The sequence below is a fragment of the Brevundimonas mediterranea genome (genome assembly GCF_014196125.1).
GTDB classification, from domain to species: Bacteria; Pseudomonadota; Alphaproteobacteria; order Caulobacterales; family Caulobacteraceae; genus Brevundimonas; species Brevundimonas mediterranea.
The window spans coordinates 971,271-987,532 of record NZ_JACIDA010000002.1 but is presented as its reverse complement, the minus strand read 5'-3'; the positions used below and the strand labels follow the sequence as shown (position 1 = coordinate 987,532).

17 protein-coding genes are annotated in these 16,262 nt (G+C 65.8%); 9 read left to right on the top strand and 8 right to left on the bottom strand.

Translation table 11 applies throughout. The annotated features are described in order from the left end of the window. Nucleotide 1 precedes the first annotated feature (1 nt). The 8 genes from trbL to copM form a co-directional block, all read right to left on the bottom strand. Entirely contained in the window at nt 2-1,411 is a 1,410-nt protein-coding gene (gene trbL / locus GGR11_RS13580; RefSeq protein ID WP_183197716.1) for a P-type conjugative transfer protein TrbL, read from the bottom strand. 11 nt (nt 1,412-1,422) lie between these two features. Further along, on the bottom strand, nt 1,423-2,172 hold the full coding sequence (locus GGR11_RS13575; protein ID WP_183197715.1) for a TrbJ/VirB5 family protein: 750 nt from the start codon (nt 2,170-2,172) through the stop codon (nt 1,423-1,425). Then, on the bottom strand, nt 2,123-4,546 hold the full coding sequence (gene trbE / locus GGR11_RS13570; protein ID WP_183197714.1) for a conjugal transfer protein TrbE: 2,424 nt from the start codon (nt 4,544-4,546) through the stop codon (nt 2,123-2,125). Before trbE ends, GGR11_RS13575 begins: the two co-directional genes overlap by 50 nt. A 7-nt stretch (nt 4,547-4,553) precedes the next feature. After that, a complete protein-coding gene (locus GGR11_RS13565; protein WP_373258761.1) occupies nt 4,554-4,835 on the bottom strand; it encodes a VirB3 family type IV secretion system protein in 282 nt (93 codons plus the stop codon). Then, the gene (locus tag GGR11_RS13560) at nt 4,832-5,152 is read right to left on the bottom strand and encodes a TrbC/VirB2 family type IV secretion system protein (RefSeq protein ID WP_164952685.1); all 321 of its coding nucleotides are present in this window, start codon (nt 5,150-5,152) and stop codon (nt 4,832-4,834) included. Before GGR11_RS13560 ends, GGR11_RS13565 begins: the two co-directional genes overlap by 4 nt. Before the next feature lie 621 nt (nt 5,153-5,773). After that, nucleotides 5,774-6,442: an MBL fold metallo-hydrolase gene (locus GGR11_RS13555; RefSeq protein ID WP_153921737.1), complete on the bottom strand. Its 669-nt coding sequence runs from the start codon at nt 6,440-6,442 to the stop codon at nt 5,774-5,776. 11 nt (nt 6,443-6,453) lie between these two features. Beyond that, nucleotides 6,454-7,893, bottom strand: a complete 1,440-nt coding sequence (locus GGR11_RS13550; RefSeq protein ID WP_183197713.1) for a YncE family protein — start codon at nt 7,891-7,893, stop codon at nt 6,454-6,456. A 3-nt stretch (nt 7,894-7,896) separates the two neighbouring features. Continuing rightward, nucleotides 7,897-8,283, bottom strand: a complete 387-nt coding sequence (gene copM / locus GGR11_RS13545) for a CopM family metallochaperone (RefSeq protein ID WP_153921748.1) — start codon at nt 8,281-8,283, stop codon at nt 7,897-7,899. A 130-nt stretch (nt 8,284-8,413) separates the two neighbouring features. On the opposite strand from copM, the gene GGR11_RS13540 reads away from it, so the two are divergent. From GGR11_RS13540 to GGR11_RS13500, 9 genes are all read left to right on the top strand, one after another. Beyond that, nucleotides 8,414-9,304, top strand: a complete 891-nt coding sequence (locus GGR11_RS13540; RefSeq protein WP_183197712.1) for a LysR family transcriptional regulator — start codon at nt 8,414-8,416, stop codon at nt 9,302-9,304. Between the two features lie 148 nt (nt 9,305-9,452). Beyond that, nucleotides 9,453-9,881: a nuclear transport factor 2 family protein gene (locus GGR11_RS13535; RefSeq protein WP_183197711.1), complete on the top strand. Its 429-nt coding sequence runs from the start codon at nt 9,453-9,455 to the stop codon at nt 9,879-9,881. 467 nt (nt 9,882-10,348) lie between these two features. Continuing rightward, nucleotides 10,349-11,518, top strand: coding sequence for a molybdopterin-dependent oxidoreductase (locus GGR11_RS13530; RefSeq protein WP_221205267.1), 1,170 nt, complete (start codon nt 10,349-10,351; stop codon nt 11,516-11,518). Continuing rightward, the gene (locus tag GGR11_RS13525; RefSeq protein ID WP_183197708.1) at nt 11,515-12,012 is read left to right on the top strand and encodes a c-type cytochrome; all 498 of its coding nucleotides are present in this window, start codon (nt 11,515-11,517) and stop codon (nt 12,010-12,012) included. The genes GGR11_RS13530 and GGR11_RS13525 overlap by 4 nt, the downstream gene beginning before the upstream one ends. A 132-nt stretch (nt 12,013-12,144) precedes the next feature. Next, nucleotides 12,145-12,687, top strand: coding sequence for a hypothetical protein (locus GGR11_RS13520; protein WP_183197706.1), 543 nt, complete (start codon nt 12,145-12,147; stop codon nt 12,685-12,687). Between the two features lie 31 nt (nt 12,688-12,718). Continuing rightward, a complete protein-coding gene (locus GGR11_RS13515) occupies nt 12,719-13,900 on the top strand; it encodes a TDT family transporter (protein ID WP_183197705.1) in 1,182 nt (393 codons plus the stop codon). 31 nt (nt 13,901-13,931) lie between these two features. Beyond that, entirely contained in the window at nt 13,932-14,555 is a 624-nt protein-coding gene (locus tag GGR11_RS13510) for a DsbA family protein (protein WP_183197704.1), read from the top strand. An 8-nt stretch (nt 14,556-14,563) separates the two neighbouring features. Then, a complete protein-coding gene (locus GGR11_RS13505) occupies nt 14,564-15,550 on the top strand; it encodes a malate dehydrogenase (protein WP_183197703.1) in 987 nt (328 codons plus the stop codon). 58 nt (nt 15,551-15,608) lie between these two features. Next, on the top strand, nt 15,609-16,022 hold the full coding sequence (locus GGR11_RS13500) for an OsmC family protein (RefSeq protein ID WP_077354154.1): 414 nt from the start codon (nt 15,609-15,611) through the stop codon (nt 16,020-16,022). Nucleotides 16,023-16,262 lie beyond the last annotated feature (240 nt).

Sequence of the window (16,262 nt, the reverse complement as noted above, 5' to 3'; positions counted from 1 at the left end):
GTCAGGACTCCTCGGTTCTCAGATTGGGAGACAGGACGCCGCTGGTCTCACCGGCGGGCATGAGGCCGCGCCCGGCGTTGGCGACGAAGAAGGCTTGCAGGGCCTGGGCGCGCGCAGGCCGTCTCGATCCGCCGGACCCGGTCGATCCTGCGGCCGCCCGATGGAAATCGGACCGGGCGGCCTGGGCCTCCGCCGCGATCTTTTCCGCCGGCCGGCCCGGACGCGCCCCGCCGCCATCGTTGGCCGCGCCGCCGGATCCTGTGGCTTCGCCCGAAGCCGAACCCGATGCCTTGCGAGGCTGCCAAGCCACGGCGGGCTCAGACACGCCGCCAGGGGAAGACGAGGGCGCGGCAGACATCGCCCCGCCGGACGGTCGGCGCGGACCGGACGGCGACGGATTGTCATTGGAGGGTTTGGGAGGCGTCGATGGCGGAGGCGACATCGGCGGGGTCGGAGACCGGCCCGCCCCTGCCCCGGCCGCGGCCCGTGCCGGGCCAGACATCTTCGCCGCGCCGCCTGCGACCGCTGTGCCCGCACCCGCGATCCCGGCTCCGGCCAGGGCGGCGCTGCCGCCGACGGCGATTCCGGCCGTGATGGCGGCCCCGGCGCCGAGGGCCGGCCCGCCCGTCACCAGGGCCGAGGCCAGATTGGGGATGAACATCGCCAGCATGGCCAGAAGGATCGAGGCGACGAGGATGCTCAACGCCTCGTAGATGTCGGGATTGGCCGAGGGCTGGAGCTGGTCGAAGACGGTCCTGGCCCCGGAGATGACGATGGCCAGGGCGAGCACCTTGAGGCCCGACGACACGACGTATCCCAAGGGCCGCTCCGCCAGGAAAGCGGACTTGTTCCAGATGCCGAAGGGCAAAAGGATGAATCCGCCCAGGGTGACGATCTTGAACTCGAGCAGGGCCACGATGATCTGCAGCGCCAGCACGGCGAAGGCCAGCATGATGCCGATCATGGCCAGGCCCAGGATCAGGGCGTCTGCCATGTTGCCGACCACGTCGAGCGGATTGTTGACGGGCGCGGGGGTCTCGCCCAGCGCCTTCACGATCTCCCAGCCCTGAGCCAGGATGGCTCCGGGATTGAGGAAGTCGGCGCGGCTGAGCGATCCGCCGCCGGCCGTCAGCCCCAGTTCAATGAAGCCGGCGTAGATCGTCTCGGACAGCTGTTGCCAGTCGTTGATCAGCCAGGCGAAGGCCCCGATCAGCAGCACCTTTCCAAAGCCGGAGGCCAGGACTTCGCGATTGGACGACATCGCCCACTGGATCCCGGTCAGGGCGACAACCAGGACGATCAGGAGCCCGAAGACGCCGTTGACCGCGCCCTGCAGGGCGTCGAACCCGGCCGAGATGGTGTTGGAGAACACCACCATCAGCTCATTGGGGGTTTCCACTCCGACCGACATCGCTCCGCTCCTCAGTCCCGCGCGTGCGACAGGGGATCGAAAGTCGGTGCGGCGGGCGTTCCGGCCGAGCCCGCCCAGCGACGGCGACGGGCCTCGTCCCCCGAGGCCTGGGTTGCGGCGTCGCGCGCCGTCGCCTCGGCCAGAAGCCGGGACTGGGCCAGCATGATGGTGCGCAACGCCGCCAGATCCTCGGCGAGGACAGCCAGCATCTGGTTGGAGGACTGGATCGCGGCGGTCTGGCCTGAAGCGGCTTCGCTAGCCGAGAGGGCGCCCGTCAGCCGCTGATTGCGGCCCTGTCCAAGACGTTCGAGCTCGGCCGCCGTGCGGGCCACATCCTCGGCCGTGCGCCGGGCGTTGGCGGTCCGGGCCTGACCCTGTTCCAGAAGCCGCAGCATGTCTGAGCCGGACAGGTCATCGGGATAGAGGCTCTGGAACTGCTGTTCCAGGCCGCTGACCGAACTGGCGATCCCGCGCGCCGTGCGGGCCAGTTCGGCCATGTCGCGCAACGACTGGCTGTTGCCGGTCAGGTGGCTGTAGGGCGAGGCCGCAAGGCTCTTGGCCTCATTGGCCAGGCTCTCCAGTTGCCGCGCGGCCTGCAGGGCGTTTTCGATATGGTTTCGAGGGTCGAAGACGACCTGTTGTGCAGGGACGGGCGTCGCAGTCGCCAGTAGGCTGACGGCGACGAGGCCAGCGGCCACGATCTGGACCGGCCTATTCGGCCGCGAGCGGTCGGGCGAAGGCGTCGAAAACAGCATCAACATTGTGCACTCCCTTGGCTGTGAGAAATTCCCGCGCGAATCCGGCCTCTCCGGAGGCTGCGAGGATGTCGTCGATCAGGGTCTGGTCTTCCGGCGCGCTGGCCCCGCACAGGGCGAGGGCCACGCCGGTCAGGCGCAGATCGAACAGGCGTCGGCCGCGCGGCTGGCGCCAGTAGTAGGCCCGTTTGGGCGTGGCGAAGGCGATCAACTCGAGCTGGCGGCGGTTCAGGCCGAACCCCTGATAGAGGCGCGCCGAAGACGGTTCGAGCGCGCGGGGGTTGGGGAGGAAGACCTGAGTCGGGCAGCTCTCGATGAGACTGGTCGCGATCGGCGAGGCGGCGACGTCGTCCAGGCTCTGGGTCGCGAACACGACGGCGACCCGCTTCTTGCGCAGCGTCTTGAGCCATTCCCTGATCTTGGCGGCAAAGGCGGTCTCGCCGAGGAAGAGCCAAGCCTCGTCGAGCACCAGCAGTGTGGGTCGACCGTCGAAGCTGCCTTCGAGATGATGGAAGAGCGCCGAGAGGACCGGCGCCACGGCCGAGGGCGTGGCCATCAGGCTTTCCAGCTCGAAGGTGTCGAACCGACTCGGAACCAGCACCTCGCCCTCTCCGTCGAGCAGGGCGCCGTGCGGACCTTTGAGTGTCAGGGGCTCCAGCGCGGCGGCGACCGCCTTGTCCTGCACCAGGGCGCAGAAGACCGTCAGGGTGCGCTGCGCCACGGGGGCGTCGGCCAGAGCCGCGAGCGCCGCCCAGATCTCTTCACGGATCCTTGGCACAGGCTCCAGCCCCGCGAGCCGGACGGTCTCTGCGATCCATTCCGACGCCCAGGCCCTTTCGATCTCCTGGTTGATGCGCGCCAGAGGCTGCAGTGAGAACCGCGCGCCGGGCTCCAGCGCACGCCAGCAACCGCCGGCCGCCAGGGTCGCCGCCCGCGCCGATCGACCCTTGTCGAAGAAGACCACGCGGGCGTCCGGGTAGCGGAACCACTGCAGGGCCAAAAACGAGAGTAGCGCGCTCTTGCCCGAGCCCGTTGGTCCGACCACCATGGCATGGCCGACATCGCCGACGTGGAGCACCAGCCGGAAAGGTGTGGACCCCGTCGTCCGGGCCGTCGCCAGCGGTGGGCCGTCCAGATTGAGGTCCACGGACGGGCCGGCCCAGACCGCCGAAACCGGCAGCAGATCGGCCAGATTCAGGGTCGAGACGAGCGGTCGGCGGACGTCGGCATAGGGCTCGCCCGGCAGGGAGCCAAGCCAGGCCTCCACGGCATTGAGGTCCTCGATCCGGGCCAGCAGCCCCTGAGCGTTCAACGCGGCCTCGATGGCCCGCGCCTTGGCGGCGGCGCCGGCCTCCGTCGCGTCAAGCACGGTCACCGTCAGGGTCAGATAGCCGAAGGCGCAGGCCTCGGCACCGAGGGCGGCCAGCGCCCCATCGCACTCCTCGGTCTTGGAGGCCGCGTCGGTATCGAGGAGCGGCACCTCCTCCTTGGTGATGGCTTCACGCAGGAGAACACCGACACCCTTGCGTTTGGCGAACCAGCGCTTCCTCAGCTTGACGATCTCGCGCTCGGCCTCCGGCTTGTCGAGACCGATCCAGCGCGCCGCCCAGCGGTAGGGAAAAGGAAGGGCGCCCAGCGCGTCGAGCAGCCCGGGCCGGGTCACCGACGGCAGGCCGCGCACCGACACGACCTTAAGCCAGCGGTCGCCGAGGCGTGGGGCGATCCCGCCCGAGAGGTCGGCGTCCGCCAGCCAGGCGTCCAGATACATCGGAGACTCAGGCGCGGCGACCGGGAAGCTCCTCGGCGAAACGCAGTCGTGCAACCAGGTCAGCAGGTCGGTGTCGTCGAGCGGAGCGATCTCGGGCAGGGCGTCCGACAGGAGGTCGAGCGTCGTCGCCGCCTCCCGGGTGAAGACCGCCAGGGCCTGGCGCCAGTCCGCGCCGCCCTTGGCCAGGCCGTCGAACAGCCAGCGCTCCATTCTCCGCGTCTCGTCGGCCGGCGGCAGCCAGGTCAGGGCCAGGCGAAAATCCGTCTCGAAGGCCGGGTCGCCAGCCTCGAAGCGGCTCCGACGTTCCTCGTCGAGAAGCCAGGCGACATCCAGGTCGAACGCGCTCTCCGGATAGGGGGCGGCCTCACGGCGGCGCGCCTCCATATGCAGGCACCAGCCTGTTCCGAGACGCTTCAGCGCATTGTTCAGACGCGCCCGGACGGCCATCAGCTCGTCCTCGGTCGAGGATTCCAGGTCTGGCCCCCGGAACCTGAAGCCGGTCGTGAAGGAGCCGTCCTTGTTGAGGACCACGCCTTGGGCGACCAGGGCGGCCCAGGGCAGATGGTCGGCCAGAGCCGCCGGGCGTCTGCGATGTTCTTCGAGAAAGCGCATCCCACCCTCACGCGTCCAGATGGCCAGGCAGGGCGAGGTGGCGCCGAAGCACATCGAAGAACCGGCGGTCCGCTCTGGCTGCCCACAAGCCGATCGCGTGGGCAACGGCCCACCACAGAAGGCCGAGCCACCAGATCCGCAGAGCCAGGCCAAGCACCACCGCGATCGTGCCCATGGCGATGGCGTAGTCCCGAGGCATCCCGGCCATGAGGACAGGCTCGGTCAGGGCCTGGGCGACCGGAAGATCCCAGCCCTCCGGTCGGCCGTCTTGGAGGGAGCCGGCCATCATCCGATCTCCGCACCGCCGGCGAAGCCGAAGAAGTCGAGGAAGAAGGTCGAGGCCGCGAAGGCAATGCAAAGGCCGAACATGATGCCCAGACCGCGCCGCATCGAGGATCCGTTCTCGCTCATCGCGATCCCGGCGCCGAAAACGACCACCGCAACGACCGCTGCGGCCTGGACCACGGGCCCGGTGATGGACTGGACCACCTGCTGGAGCGGCCCTTCCCAAGGCATCCCTGAACCTCCGGCCAAGGCCGGCCCGGCCATCATCAGGCCGCACGTCATCATCGCGCCGAACAGGCGGCGCCCAAGTCTTCCACGCATGTCTTGCTTCCTGTGTTCAGCGCGTCTCAGCGCGATGCACCACATTGCAAGCAAATATATCCACAGGTTGTCAACTATGTGGATTGATTATTTTACGCGACTTGCAAACGACTGTCAGACAACTCGCAAAGACTCAAAATACGACTTGTGATGACTTGCAGTCCGAAAGTCGCCCCGACTTCGATGGCGACTTCCCACGACTTGGGTTTCGTGCCCGACAGCGCTCGTTGCCAAACGACGCCGCCTTAGTTTCAGGTGAAAGATTGGCCTTAGGCCGGGATGCTTATCGTGTAGCCGTCGTCGCCCAACGGCTCGACACAGAGCACAGCCTGGACCTTCCATCCGGTGGCGGTCCGCCAGATTTGGACATCCAATCGATGCCTGGATGATCGTGCGGCGAGGTATCCAGGTGAAAACATTGGACGACTGGCTCCCCCAACTACCCTTTCAAGGTGAGATAGCGGGAGCCTACATATTGAGTTCTGAGGCGCGCCTTGGGTCTGAAATGCGCCAGAAGCGGAAGTTGAACTCGCGCCAGGAAGGCGACATCCCATGTGCAACTGACCAAGATAAATCTGCGTGGTCAGGCGAAGCCGATGGAGACTCAGGCTGCGTCAATCGTCATTGGTCGGCGACCTCAAACCCGTCTCCGGGCGTCATCGGCCGGTGCAGCTTAATCCCGACTTTGTCCAGATAGGGCTCGTAGACGTCGTAACGCTGCTTGAGGAAATAGTCGCGCGCGTAGCCGTCATGGACCGGCACGACAGATTTCGGCTTCATCCGCTTGGCGAAGGCATGGGCGGTGAGCTCGGTCAGAAAGGGCGCCATCACCGGAAGGGCCAGCACCTCCACGCCGACGAATCGATCCAGACGGCTGTCGAAACTGTCGCCCGGGTTGAGGAAAACGTCGTTGACAAGGAAGGCGGTCAGTTGCGTGCTCTCGTCCGACAGGATGGGCTCATGCGCGACCGCCTGAGCCTGCAGTCGGAACGCGCCGAAGATCCGTTCACCCTCTTCGAAGACCGTGACCGACAGGCCCTTCTCGCTGAGCTTGTTGGCGACCTCGCCGTTGCCGACGAGCGTTGCGCCACTCGCATGCACGATCCTGCCCAACGCATCAGGGTCGATGTGATCCGGATGGCCGTGCGTCAGGACGATCGTCGAGACGTCCGAAAAGACAGCGGGATCGACCCGTCCGTCGACGAACGAGAACTTGCCCGGATCGAAGAGCAGTCGCTCCTGGCCGATCGTCAGGCGCAGGCAGCTATGCACGAACTTGTCGATACGCATGGCGGCCGGTCCTATTCCGACTGTCTCTGGACGACCGGGCCGATCGCCTCGGGCGTTCCCGAGGCGATGACCAGCCAACGGCGGGGTGCGCCGGCGTCGGCGGCGACCACCTGACGGATCGGGCCCACGGCATTGACGACCGCGGACCCGGCCGGATTGGTCATAAACTTCGCCAGAGGCTGCAGCGTCCCCGATCCGTCCGCCGTCTCGGCGAAGGCGAGGACATAGGGCTTGCGGGGTTCGAGGCCTGCGGCGGCGATCTGCAGCATCTGCACCTGCCCCTGCTCGAACAGGGTCGCCTGCGACCGGGCGTCGTCCTCGCCTGTCAGAACGAGTTGATGCGAGGCGCGAGCGGTGCCCAGGGGCATGAGGTTGGCCCTGCCGTCACCCTCGGTGACCGCACGCGGCACATAGGTGACGCCCTGCGGTCCCTGACCTACCGGCACGGTGGCGATCACGCGATTGGCCAGGGTGTCGATGACCGCCACGCCGTCGCCATTCTCCAGTCCGACGTAGATCCGCGAGCCGTCGCCGGAGGGCCACAGACCGTGCGGCAGGGACCCCACCGCGATCGCGGTCACGGGGTCGAAGGTGTCGGTGCGGAAAACCTTGACAACGTTCTCGGTCCCCACCGTGACATAGGCGAACTGACCATCCCGATTTCGCACGATGTTGACGTGATTGGTCAGCGGGCCGGTGTCGAGCGTCTGAAGCACGGCGAACGGCGGACGGGCGTCGAACACCATCGTCTTGCCCACGTCCTTCAGCGTCATCCAGACCTGGTTCCCATCGGGCGTGGCGGCGATGTCTGGGCAGAACGGACTGGCCTGGGCCACCCGACCGACGATCTGACGGGTCGCGGTCTCGACCACGACTGTCTCGGGGCTGAAGCTGGAGCAGATGTAGGCGTAACGGCCGTCCGGCGAGAAGATGGTCATGCCTGGCCCGTTGGGCGTCTCGACCCGGGCGGTTTCCTGATAGGTCGCGGCGTCCAGCACCGAAATATAGGCCTCGCCCCGCACCGTGACCCAGACCTCTTTGCCGTCAGGCGTGAAGAAGGCCTCGTGCGGAGAGCGTCCGACATAGGTGGTGTGTTTGACGACGTTGGTGGCCGTGTCGATGAAGCTGACCGAGTTCGACCCGATCGAGACCACGGCGATCGTCTTGCCGTCCGGCGCCGCGCCGATGCCGTGGACCAGCAGCTGACCCCTGTAGAGCGGGCTGAGGTTGGCCGGGGTCGGCTCGCCGAGGGAGATCACGCCCAGAAGGCTGTTGGTCGAGGGATCGACCACCGAGACGGTGTTGGAGAACTGGTCGGCCGAATAGAACCGATCCTGGCCGCTGATCGGGATGGCGGGCGCCGCCGCCGCGCCGGGAACCTGATCGGCCAAGACCGGGGATGCCATCAGGGCAAGCGCCAGGACGAAGGGCGTCTTCGAAACGAAAGTCATGGGTCAGTGTCCGGTATGAGGTGCGGCGGGCGCGTTGGACGTCGGGCGGGTGGCCGAGCGGTCGAGGAAGGCTTGCATCAAGGCGATCTCCTGGGTCTGTTCGACGATGATCCCCTGGGCCAGACGGCGCATCGGCTCGTCCTTGCCGTAGGCGAGTTCGATCCGCGCCATGTCGACCGCGCCCTGATGGTGAGGGATCATCATGGCGGCGAAGTCGCGGTCAGGATCGCCGGTCGGCGCGATCGTCATGGCGGTGTGCATGCGCGACATGGCCTCGGCCATTTCCGTATCGAAGGGGGAGCGTGGCGTCTGGGCGAAGGCCATAAGTCCTGCGCCAAAGAGGGCGGCGACAGCCAACAGGCCGGTCAGTTTCAAGGAGGAGGTCATCATCGGGACTTTCGGTTCATCGCCATCCTGACGGTTGGACAATCGACCATCCAACGGAGATTGTTGCTGAGAACGTTCGCGACCGCCGAACGATCCATCTGTTTTTCCGGCGCGAGCGGGCTAGGTTGCGCCCATGACCCTGGATCAACTCCGCATCTTCGTCGCCGTCGCCGAGCGTGAGCACGTCACACGTGCTGCCGAGGCCCTGAACCTGACCCAGTCTGCCGTCAGTTCTGCGGTCACCACGCTGGAGGCACGTCACGGTGTTGCGCTGTTCGATCGTGTGGGGCGAAGCATCGTGCTGAATGCGGCTGGACAGGTGTTCCTGATCGAGGCCCGCGCCGTCCTGGCTCGCGCGGCGGCGGCACAGGAGGCACTCAATGACCTCGGTGACCTGAAGCGCGGCAGGTTGTCGATCCAAGCCAGCCAGACGATCGCAGGATGGTGGCTACCGTCTCGTCTGGCGGCGTTTCATGCCTGCCACGCTGGCATCCAGATCGATGTCACCATCGGCAACACCCGAGACGTGGCCCGAGCTGTGATCGAGGGCGAGGCCGAAGTGGGTCTGGTCGAGGGCGAATTGGACGAGCCCGTCCTCAGCCGCACGGTGCTGGATCACGACGAATTGGTGCTGGTCGTCGCTGCAGGACATCCGCAGGCCCAGGACGGGGCGGCCCGACCGGACCTGAAGGCCATGACCTGGGTCTTGCGCGAGCCCGGCTCCGGCACGCGCTCAGCCTTCGAGGCCGCGCTGGCGGCACACAGTCTGAGCGTCAACGATCTGGATGTGGCGATGAGCCTGCCGGGCAATGAGGCGGTGGCGGGTGCGGTCGAGGCGGGGGCTGGGGCCGCCGTCGTCTCGCGAAACGTCGTCGCCGCGCGTCTGAAGGCCGGTATCCTTACGACCCTGCCATTCGACCTTCCGGCCCGACCGTTCTGGCTGCTGCTTCACAAACAGCGATATCGGTCAAAGGCTGGGGACGCATTTGTCAGCCTGCTTGCGTCAAGGTCTCCGATGGCTTGACGGAAAAACCATCAACGAAGACGGACATCTGCTCGGATGATCGGTTCAACCGAATGATCAGTTCGATACATCGCATTGGACCTTCTGGGCGTCGATCCTTGAAGATGAGCAACGATCCAGCCCGGATTGATCTTTCAAGGATATCGCGATGCGACTTCATGCTCTTTCGGCCTTCGTCCTGACGTCAGCCGTGCTGATGACGGGGGCTCCCGCCTTCGCCCAGTCCCACGAGGCTCTGGCCCGAACCCGGATCGCAGCGATCGCCGCAGGGTCGGTCAATACGGTTCTGTCGGCCTATGCACCAGACGCCGACTTGCAGTGGGTCGGCGGACCGCTAGACGGGCATTATGACGACCCGGTCGAACTGCGCGACGTCTGGTCACGATTCGCCGGCCTGGGTCCGCTCAGCGCCAACATCGCCGCCATGACGATCGCCGAAAACCCGGCCGGCGCGACCGTCACCGTCGATGTGACCTTCGAGGGCAAGCAAGCGATCCCGGTCCGCTATGTCCTCTTGTATCGGGCGGGTCTGCTGGTTGATGAAATCTGGCAGGTCAATCCGCCTCATGCCCACTGATAGGCAATATGGTCGCGGCGGCCCAGGTTCTCTTTCGGATCTGGCCGTCGGAGTCAGTCGCGCCCGGCCTGCTTCTGACATCCGTTCGCCGCTGTTCAGGGAGGGAGTTGCATTGGTCCGCGCGGTCAAAACCGCGTATGCAGCAACGCCGTTTCAATCCTCTGAACGATGGGGAAAGGACGGAGGCTCTGATCCTTTTGGAGAAGCCTGGACCTGGACCCGTTCAGGTCCCTTCGGGCTCGCCGGAAAATCCGAACCGCACGGCGCGTGATCTCCGACAGCCGTGCATTGGGCGGAGATCAACACCAGGAGACTGGCACCCCGGAACTGCGATCCTCGGGACAACCCGCTTGCCAATAGAGCTGAAACATCGCCTGATGTGTGCGACGGTTAAGGATATCGACATGGCTTCAGCCAACGACCCCATATCTCACGCCGTTGGACGCCGCTTCGTTATTGGAGGGGGTGTGGCGGCAGCCGCCTGGTCGGCCCCCGCCTGGGGGCAACAGGCGGTGGACCTGGCTCTACCGGGTGGACCCTCGTCGCGCCCACTGACCTCCAGCTTTCCGGGCAAGGGATCGATGATCCTGCAACGCAGCCGACCGCCGCTGCTTGAGACGCCGATGTCGGTGTTCGACCAGAGCGTCTTCACACCCAACGACCAGTTCTTCGTGCGCTGGCACTGGGCCGATATCCCGACCTCGGTCGATGCCACGACCTTCCGGATCAATGTGCACGGCCATGTGGTGCGCCCGTTGTCGGTGTCGCTGACCGAGCTTCTGGCCATGCCGCGCGTGCAGATGGCAGCGGTGAACCAGTGTTCCGGAAACTCGCGCGGCCTGTTCCAGCCCCGCGTGCCGGGCGCGCAATGGGCGCATGGGGCGATGGGCAATGCCATGTGGATGGGCGTCAGTCTGAGGCACCTTCTGGATGTCGCAGGGGTCAGACCCGGAGCCCTGGCCGTCCGCTTCGGCGCGCTGGACCAGCCCGTCGTGGCGGGTGCGCCGGACTTCTCAAAGTCGCTGGCCCTGGATCATGCGCGCGACGGCGAGGTGATGGTGGCCTTCGCCATGAACGGCGAACAACTGCCTCTGCTGAATGGATTTCCCGTCAGGTTGATCGTGCCGGGCTGGTTCTCGACCTACTGGGTCAAGATGTTGAACGATATCGAGGTGCTGGACAAACCCGACGACGGGTACTGGATGGCAAAGGCCTACAAGATTCCCGACACCCCGATGGCCAATGTCTCCCCGACCGACAAGGACTATCCCACCGTGCCGATCAACCGGATGGTCCCTCGGTCGTGGATCACGAGCATCGCGGGCGATCACCCCGTGGCCTGGCAGCCCACCCTGCCGATCGGCGGCATCGCCATGGGCGGGGACACCGGAGTGTCGAGGGTGGACCTGTCGTCCGACGGCGGGCGAACCTGGCGACCCGCGCAGCTGGGACCGGACCAGGGCCCCTACAGTTTTCGACGCTTCGACGGGGTGGTGCCGATCCGTGGCCGAGGGGCCATTCCCCTAATGACGCGCTGCACCAGCACTGCGGGCGTCGTTCAGCCGATGACGCCGAACTGGAATCCGGGCGGCTTCATGCGTGGATGTGTCGAGACCACCACGGTGACTTTCGGATGAGCAAGTCCAGAACACCGTTGTCGACCGGGATGTCGATCCTGCTGGCCGGCGGGCTTACGAGCGTGATCCTGATCGGAGCCATCGCGGGCGGCAATGCGCCCCGGGGACGGAAGATGGTCGTACCTCCTGTGGTCCCTGCGGCCCCGGTCGCGCCGCCGCCGTCATTCGTGTCGGCAAGCGGCTTCACCCTGACCTCGGCCAGTATCGAACTGCCGGACGAGGCCTCGTCATTCCCCGACGGCCCTGGCGCCGATGTCGTCAATGCCAACTGCACATCCTGTCATTCGGCTAGCATGGCCCTGACCCAGCCCCGGCTGACTGAGGCCCAGTGGCATTCTACCGTCGTCAAGATGCGGGAAACCTATGGTGCCCCGATCGCGGTCGGCGACATCGACGCCATCGTCGATTATCTCAGGGCCATGCCGAGCCAGGCGACACCTGCGGGCGCTGCTGCGGGACTGGCTGTGAACGAGGGCGACGGCGCGACGGGCTGATCAGCATTTCATTCGCCTCAATCGATTAAATAGTTCGCATCATTGCGTTGGATGGAACGAATCCTCGCGATCAATATCGGCGTCGAGGAGCGCGCCGACTGTCTGCCTCCACTCCATTAAAGGAGACCGATCATGACCCCCGCCTGCACGTTCGATACACCGGCACGCATCGTCCAGCCACAACCCCGTCGAGCCGTTCGTGACCTGCGGGTGCCGGTAAAACCTCTACCGCCCACTATGGTGACCGCCGTCGAATCCGAGACGGCCCACATCCCCGATGTCGGCGACGGCAAGACGCTTCACCGCATCCAGCTTGATGTCGGTCAGACCGGTATCCACCCGATCATTATCAAGGCCGTCGCCGGCCTTTATGCCAGCATGGTCCTGGTGTTCTGGATCACTTTCGGGCGGGGTGAGGCCACCCTCGCACTCGGCTTTATCAGCCTGCTCGGTGCGATGTATTTCGGCCTGCTGACCGGTGGCACCCTGGTGTCGGATACGCCAGACGCGGGTAATGGTGTACGCAGCTTCAGCCAGTTCCTGAATGGTCGCGTCGTGACCTACACCGGCTGGATCACGGGACGCGAGGCCACACTTCAAATCCTTACCCTGCCGGCACTTCTGGTCGTGACCGCCGTCGTGCTGGGCGTGATCTGTCGCCTCAACGCCCATTAGTTTCATTCCAGCATTGTTCAGGACACTTCAGATGGCGCATGACCTTCACCTTCGCGACGTCGCCTTCGGCCTGCGGCCTCTGGCCAAACTCCAGCGGCCCAGCGAGGTCGTTCGCCAGTTCACCCCGAACTGGTTCGCCGCCACCATGGGCACAGGCATCCTGGCCATCGCCCTGAACCAGATTCCGATCGACATCCCTGGCGTGAAGCTGGTCGCCGAAGGTCTGTGGGTTTTCAACATCGGCCTCTTCGCCCTGTTCACCGTCCTCTACGCCGCGCGGTGGATCTTCTTCTTCGACGGCGCGCGCCGCATCTTCGGCCATTCGGTCGTCTCGATGTTCTTCGGCTGCATACCGATGGGACTGGCGACGATCATCAACGGCCTGATGGCCTTCGGCCTGGCGCGGTGGGGCGACGGCATCGTCCCTCTCGCCGAGACACTGTGGTGGATCGACGTGGCGATGGCGGTCGCCTGCGGCGTCGGCATCCCCTTTATGATGTTCACACGCCAGGAGCATTCCATCGACCAGATGACGGCGGTCTGGCTGTTGCCCGTCGTGGCCGCGGAGGTCGCGGCCGTCACCGGCGGGCTGATCGCGCCCCACCTGACCGACCCGAACGCGGCCTTGTCCGTGCTGGTGGTCAGCTACTCTCTTTGGGCGCTGTCGGTGCCTCTGGCGCTAAGCATCCTCGTCATCCTGGTTCTGCGCATGGCGATCCACAAACTGCCGCACGCCGGCATGGCGGCGTCCAGCTGGCTGTCGCTGGGTCCGATCGGGACCGGCGCTCTGGGGATGCTGGTGCTGGGTCAGGCCGCGCCGGCGATCTTCACCGCCTCCGGGCTGGGTCAATACGGTGACGCGGCAGGAGGCATCGGACTGATCGGCGGCCTTTTGCTGTGGGCCTATGGCCTTTGGTGGGCAGCCATGGCTGCATTGATCACTCTGCGTTACCTTCGTCAGGGCCTGCCCTTCAACCTCGGCTGGTGGGGCTACACCTTCCCGATCGGCGTCTTCTCGGTCGCGACCCTGAAGCTGGGGACCTTGCTGCCGATCCCAGCCTTCAACATCTTCGGCGTGGCCCTGATCGCCGGCCTTGCAATCCTCTGGCTCATCGTCGGCGCCCGCACGATCCGCGGCGCTTGGCGCGGAGACCTGTTCGTCGCCCCCTGCCTTACGGACGCGGCCAAGCGCGACATTCCCTGCGCGCGCTGAGTCGCTCGTCAGTTTCCTGCCCGGAGGCCTCATGAACCCCAATATCTTTGTTCCCACTCGTCGCTCGATCATCGCTGTGGGAGCCGGCGCCCTGATCACGGCATGCGCGCCCCAAGCGGCGGAAGCCGATGACATGGTTCTGGGCCGTCAGGACGCCCCGGTAACCCTGATCGAATACGCTTCGAGCACCTGCGGCCCCTGCGCCCGGTTCGCGATCGAGGTGCTGCCCGAACTGCGCCGTCGCTATATGGATACCGGCCAGGTCAAGCTGATCTATCGGGAGTTCATTACCGGCCCTGCGAATCTTTCCGCCGCCGGCGTTCTTCTGGCGCGCTGTGCGGGGTCTCAGCGGTATTTCGAGGTGATTGACGCCCTGATGCACGGCCAGTCTGAATGGACCGGTGGACAGAGCCCGCGGGCTCATCTGGTGCGGGTCGCGGGTCGTTTCGGGATCGACGAGGCCCGACTGAAAGCCTGCATCGCCGACCCTGACGCCATGGCCGCGTTGGAACGGCGTGTTCGCCGGGCGCAGGATGCGGGCGTCACCGGCACGCCGACTCTATTCGTTCAGGGCCGCCGGGTGGATGGCCCGCTGACTCTCGACAGCGTGGTCATCGCTATCGACACAGCTCTTTCCCAATCTTCCAAGCCCTGAGGTCCACAATGCCCAATACTCCCATCAAGGTCGCCGTGTCCGGTGCGGCCGGCCAGATCGCCTACGCCCTGCTGTTCCGTCTAGCGCAAGGCGACGTCTTCGGCCCCGAGACGCCGATCGACCTTCGCCTGCTCGATCTTCCCCAAGCTCTGTCGGCCCTCAAGGGCGTGACGATGGAGTTGGACGACTGCGCCTTCCCGCTCCTGACCACGATCCGGACGACGGACGATCCGAGGGTCGCGTTCGACGACATCGACGCCGCCTTCCTGGTTGGCTCGCGTCCCCGATCCAAGGGCATGGAGCGCCGTGACCTGCTGGCCGCCAATGCCGCCATCTTCAAGACCCAAGGCGCCGCGCTCGACGCCGTCGCCAAGCGGAGCGTGAAGGTCCTCGTGGTGGGCAATCCCGCCAACACGAACGCCTGGGTGGCGATCCAGTCCGCGCCGAACCTGCCCGAGGGCGCCATCACCTCCATGATCCGGCTGGATCACAATCGCGCCGCCGCGCAACTGGCGCGAAAGGCAGGCGTGTCGGTCGATGCGATCGATCACCTCGCGGTCTGGGGCAATCACTCGCCCACCATGTTCACCGATTGGAGCCACGCCTCGGTGAGCGGCGAACGACTGGCCGCGCGCATCGGCGATGACGGCTGGTATCGCGACACCCTGATCCCGGAGGTGGCGCGGCGCGGTACGGCGGTCCTGGAGGCCCGCGGCGCATCGTCCGCCGCTTCCGCCGCCAATGCTGCCGTCGATCACATGCGTGACTGGGTCCAGGGCTCGGACGGTCGCTGGGTGTCGATGGGCATCCCCGCCACAGGAGAATACGGTATTCCCGCAGGCTTGGTCTGCGGCGTACCGGCGGTCTGCCGCGATGGGCGCTATGCGCCTGTGAACAGTCTGGACCTCGACGCCTTCGCCCGCGCCGGTCTGGCGGCGTCGGTTCAGGAACTCATCGGCGAACGCGACGCTGCGCTTTCGATCGTCTCCACCTGAGGCGCGTCGATCGCGCGACAATCACCGAACAACCCCTACTCATTCAGCAAGGCGCCCCATGACGGCTTCCACACCCCGATCTTCCTTCGCCGACGATGCGGGCCACGGCGGCCTGCAACTCGTGGTCCGCGCCGGCCCTGCCAGCTTCGTCGTCGATGAGCCTGTCGAACTGGGTGGGCTGGATCTCGGGCCGACCCCGCATGAACTGGTGCAGGCCGCTCTAGCCTCCTGCACCGCCCAGACCCTGCGCCTCTACGCGAACCGCAAGGGCTGGGCGATCGGCCCCTTGTCCGTCGAGGTTGTTCTGGTCCGACAGCCGGAAGCGACGCCCTCCGACCACTTCGTGCGGACCATCAGCCTGCCGGCAGACCTCCCACAGGAGCAGCGCGACCGACTTCTTGAAATCGCCGACCGATGCCCGATCCACCGCATGCTCGTTGGGGCCGTCTCGATTGAAACCGAGGTCGGTTGATCTTAGCGAATTGTGTCGCCCGCCGCCGCCAAGCAGACATTCCAAACCGCCGCTAAGAGTCAAAAGCTGCGGTTGATAGCGGATGTCTGAGAAGCGCCATGAGCGGAAGTTGGCCCTCGATCCGAAACCAGACGTTGCCTTGTTTATTCCCCTTCCCGATGCCGCGGTTGCGGCTTTGGCCGGTTGCGCGCCCGAACGGATTTGAAGTTTAGCGGAGGCTCCGCAGACGGATTCGATGCT

Coding starts and splice junctions, on each gene's coding strand:
- trbL (WP_183197716.1), bottom strand. CDS start 1,411: ATGTCGGTCGGAGTGGAAACCCCCAATGAGCTGATGGTGGTGTTCTCC.
- GGR11_RS13575 (WP_183197715.1), bottom strand. CDS start 2,172: ATGTTGATGCTGTTTTCGACGCCTTCGCCCGACCGCTCGCGGCCGAAT.
- trbE (WP_183197714.1), bottom strand. CDS start 4,546: ATGCGCTTTCTCGAAGAACATCGCAGACGCCCGGCGGCTCTGGCCGAC.
- GGR11_RS13565 (WP_373258761.1), bottom strand. CDS start 4,835: ATGATGGCCGGCTCCCTCCAAGACGGCCGACCGGAGGGCTGGGATCTT.
- GGR11_RS13560 (WP_164952685.1), bottom strand. CDS start 5,152: ATGCGTGGAAGACTTGGGCGCCGCCTGTTCGGCGCGATGATGACGTGC.
- GGR11_RS13555 (WP_153921737.1), bottom strand. CDS start 6,442: ATGCGTATCGACAAGTTCGTGCATAGCTGCCTGCGCCTGACGATCGGC.
- GGR11_RS13550 (WP_183197713.1), bottom strand. CDS start 7,893: ATGACTTTCGTTTCGAAGACGCCCTTCGTCCTGGCGCTTGCCCTGATG.
- copM (WP_153921748.1), bottom strand. CDS start 8,283: ATGATGACCTCCTCCTTGAAACTGACCGGCCTGTTGGCTGTCGCCGCC.
- GGR11_RS13540 (WP_183197712.1), top strand. CDS start 8,414: ATGACCCTGGATCAACTCCGCATCTTCGTCGCCGTCGCCGAGCGTGAG.
- GGR11_RS13535 (WP_183197711.1), top strand. CDS start 9,453: ATGCGACTTCATGCTCTTTCGGCCTTCGTCCTGACGTCAGCCGTGCTG.
- GGR11_RS13525 (WP_183197708.1), top strand. CDS start 11,515: ATGAGCAAGTCCAGAACACCGTTGTCGACCGGGATGTCGATCCTGCTG.
- GGR11_RS13520 (WP_183197706.1), top strand. CDS start 12,145: ATGACCCCCGCCTGCACGTTCGATACACCGGCACGCATCGTCCAGCCA.
- GGR11_RS13515 (WP_183197705.1), top strand. CDS start 12,719: ATGGCGCATGACCTTCACCTTCGCGACGTCGCCTTCGGCCTGCGGCCT.
- GGR11_RS13510 (WP_183197704.1), top strand. CDS start 13,932: ATGAACCCCAATATCTTTGTTCCCACTCGTCGCTCGATCATCGCTGTG.
- GGR11_RS13505 (WP_183197703.1), top strand. CDS start 14,564: ATGCCCAATACTCCCATCAAGGTCGCCGTGTCCGGTGCGGCCGGCCAG.
- GGR11_RS13500 (WP_077354154.1), top strand. CDS start 15,609: ATGACGGCTTCCACACCCCGATCTTCCTTCGCCGACGATGCGGGCCAC.